Below are 3228 nucleotides of genomic sequence, written 5' to 3'. Positions count from 1 at the left end.
CGACCTGCTGATTACAAATCAGCTGCTCTAGCCAGCTGAGCTACATCGGCCTTTACGCTACTTTTTCAGCATAAAAAAGTCCGCTATTTCTAACGGACTGCAAATGTATACAAATTATTCCTTTCACAAAACAATTCTGCAAAAAAAATATTTAAACGTGAGCACTTAATTTTTCCTTGCGTTTAATTAACTGTCTTTGTAGTGATGAAGCACATTCATCTACGCATTCTTCAAATTTCTTACAGGTTTTTTTTACCATAATATCTCCGCCGGGGATACTTAATAAAACCTCGGTAATCTTATTATCCTTTCCACTTGTATTCTGCACTTTTAAAAAGACATCAGCATAGATAATTTTATCGTAATAATTTTCAAGCCTATCCAATTTGCGTTGGATGAAATCAACTAATTTTTGATCGGCATTGAAGTTAACGGACTGCACATTTACTTTCATCTTCGGTAGAATTTAATTAAACATTATTTTAATTGGTCTTTTTGTTCCTGGGATGCGCCATTTGATGAACTTTACTAAGTTCTGAAATACTATTATGGGTATATACCTGCGTGGCAGCAAGACTGGAATGCCCAAGTAATTCTTTTACCGCGTTTAGGTTGGCGCCCTGGTTCAATAAATGTGTAGCAAATGAGTGCCGCAATATATGCGGACTCCTTTTTATTTTGCCAGACACCTTACTAAAATAATTATTAATAATTCTATAAACAAGGCTTTCGTATAATTTTATACCTTTTTGAGTTACAAATAAATAGGATGCCTCCTGCCCTTTCACCAAATCTGCTCGTTTACTTATATAATTTTCCAAATTAGAAATCACGCCGGGCAATAAGGGTATAATTCTTTCCTTTTGTCTTTTACCAAGCACTTTAACGTACTTCCCCCTCAAATCTACATCCTGAAGTTTAATTTCAATGAGTTCAATACGCCTCATTCCCGTAGTATAAAAAAGCTCTACAATTAACCGGTCCCGCAAACCTTCAAAATCTGAAATATCAATTTGTTCCAAAACCTGACTTATTTCAGCTTCAGAAAATGGAACCTGAATTTTAGAAGCAGTTTTTAAAGCTGTATGTTTTGCGAGGGGAGAAAATTCTATATCGCCGGTTTTTTGAAGAAAGCGGTAGAACGCTTTTAAAGAAGAAATCTTTCGGTTAATACTTCTATTAGATACACCCTGATCTACCAATGAAACAATCCAGTTTCTAATTTGGGAATAATGAACTTTACTAAGTTCTTTTTCTTCAAACTCAAATAAAATAAATTCTGAAAAAGATTCTAAATCGGTTTTATAAGCGGTTAGCGTATTGGGAGAGTATTTTTTCTCCAACTGCAGGTAATCTAAAAACTGGGAAAAGGGCATAAAAAAACTGTTGATAGACAAAGTTAGCAAACTTTAATCTATCAACAGTTATATTTGTTTTTCCGAATAGCTTCGGAAAAATTCGATTATATCTTTTTACTAGATATCTTCCTGATCTCTCAAATGCTGAATGTACTCGGCTTTTTGAACCTGAGCTCTCTTCGCAACAGAAGGTTTCGTGAAATGCTGGCGGCTTCTCAGCTGGCGCATTGTTCCGGTTTTATCGAATTTTCTCTTAAAACGCTTCAGCGCTCTATCAATATTTTCTCCGTCTTTTACTGGTATTATTAACATAGTGTCATCACCCCCTTTCTTTAGAAATAGGCTGCAAAGATAATTTAAATCTAAGAACCCACAACCAATATTTTAATTATTTTCAATGCTATTTCGCAGCTGGTTTGTATTCTTTTTTATCGATTACCATCTTTGCAATAAAAGTAGAATTTTCGCAAAAATGTCAATCTAAAAGATTACTTCGCCGCTGGCTTGTATTCTTTTTTATCGATCACCATTTTAGCGATAATCTCTCTAAGAATTTCTGAAGTTCCACCACCAATTGGGCCTAGACGGCTATCTCTAAACATTCTTGCCAATGGATAATCTTCCATATAACCATAACCTCCCAGCATCTGCAAACAGTCGTAAATAACCTTATCGGCCATTTTTGTTGAAAGTAATTTAGACATACTGGCTTCTTTCACCACATATTGCCCGTCATTAAGGCGTTTTGCAATAGAATAATTGAATTCCTTATTCATTTCTACTTCGCTGGCCATATCGGCTACCGAATGTCTTAAAGCCTGGAATTTATCTATGGTTCTACCAAATGCTTCTCTTTCGCCCATGTAGCCTAAAGTATAATCCAGGGCATATTCCGCACGAGCGTGGGCGTTAATTCCCATAATTAAACGCTCTAAAGCAAAGTGCTGCATAATATAGGAGAAACCTTTCCCTTCCTCACCCATAAGATTTTCAGCAGGAATCTCAACATCGTCAAAAGCAATTTCTGCAGTATCTGAAGCTCTCCAGCCCAGTTTATCTAATTTTGAAGCCGAAATTCCTGGAGTTTCCCTATCTACAATAAAAATGCTCATCCCCTTATTTCCCTTATCAGGATCGGTCTTGGCGGCAACTACTAAATAATCTGAATAAACTCCGTTGGTAATAAAGGTTTTGGAACCGTTTAGAATATATTTATCGCCTTTTTTAATCGCGGTACTTCGCATTCCGGCAACATCAGAGCCACCAAAAGGCTCGGTGATACAAAGACAACCTATTTTATCTCCTTCAATACTTGGGGTAAGATATTTTTTCTTAATTGCATCGTCACCTTCTTTATTCACGTGCGTCATTGCTAAATAAGCGTGGGCCCACATAGCAGCAGCAAAACCACCGCTATTAATCTTTTGAAGTTCTTCCAGAAAAATTACCGTATAGAATATATCAAGATTCATCCCACCATATTCTTCAGGTTGGTTAAGGCCAAAATAGCCCATCTCACCAAATTTCTTCCAGATAAAGCGCTCTATGGTGCCAGATTTCTCCCATTTATCAATATGCGGCACCACTTCTTTTTGCAAAAAGTCCTGAAAACTCTTTCTAAAAAGCTCGTGTTCCTCGGTAAAATACAATGTATTCATGCTATTTTCTTTTTTCTTTTATTTAGAAAGGAAGCAAACTTCCGGGCCACTAAAATAAAATCAATTTTTATTATAGTAATTAATCCACGGATAAATATTTAAGTAAGCTAAAATTCCGAATATTCAATTTAAGCTCAAATATAATTGAATTCTATCGATTTTATCTGAAGGAAAACTTTCTATTTTTGATAATTCTTCAAAAGAACTAATTT

At 35.6% G+C, this 3228-nt stretch carries 4 protein-coding genes; all 4 read right to left on the bottom strand.

Features of this window, described 5'->3' with window-relative positions:
- Positions 1-151 precede the first annotated feature (151 nt).
- Complete coding sequence (gene raiA / locus AACZ30_RS13540; RefSeq protein WP_339650021.1) at positions 152-454, bottom strand: ribosome-associated translation inhibitor RaiA; 303 nt, start codon at positions 452-454, stop codon at positions 152-154.
- 28 nt (positions 455-482) lie between these two features.
- Positions 483-1376, bottom strand: coding sequence for a tyrosine-type recombinase/integrase (locus tag AACZ30_RS13535; protein WP_339650018.1), 894 nt, complete (start codon positions 1374-1376; stop codon positions 483-485).
- 99 nt (positions 1377-1475) lie between these two features.
- On the bottom strand, positions 1476-1670 hold the full coding sequence (gene rpsU / locus AACZ30_RS13530; RefSeq protein ID WP_037316435.1) for a 30S ribosomal protein S21: 195 nt from the start codon (positions 1668-1670) through the stop codon (positions 1476-1478).
- Between the two features lie 176 nt (positions 1671-1846).
- Positions 1847-3016 carry an acyl-CoA dehydrogenase family protein gene (locus AACZ30_RS13525; protein ID WP_339650015.1) on the bottom strand — a complete coding sequence of 390 codons (1170 nt, stop codon included), beginning with the start codon at positions 3014-3016 and terminating at the stop codon, positions 1847-1849.
- Between the last annotated feature and the right edge of the window lie 212 nt (positions 3017-3228).

The sequence above is a fragment of the uncultured Salegentibacter sp. genome, assembly GCF_963972535.1.
Taxonomy (GTDB): domain Bacteria; phylum Bacteroidota; class Bacteroidia; order Flavobacteriales; family Flavobacteriaceae; genus Salegentibacter.
The sequence above is the reverse complement of the archived record's forward strand: the minus strand, read 5'-3'. Positions and strand labels throughout refer to the sequence as shown.

Bases quoted from the DNA above. Each gene is read 5' to 3' on its own strand.
- raiA (WP_339650021.1), bottom strand. From the start codon at position 454: ATGAAAGTAAATGTGCAGTCCGTTAACTTCAATGCCGATCAAAAATTA.
- AACZ30_RS13535 (WP_339650018.1), bottom strand. From the start codon at position 1,376: ATGCCCTTTTCCCAGTTTTTAGATTACCTGCAGTTGGAGAAAAAATAC.
- rpsU (WP_037316435.1), bottom strand. From the start codon at position 1,670: ATGTTAATAATACCAGTAAAAGACGGAGAAAATATTGATAGAGCGCTG.
- AACZ30_RS13525 (WP_339650015.1), bottom strand. From the start codon at position 3,016: ATGAATACATTGTATTTTACCGAGGAACACGAGCTTTTTAGAAAGAGT.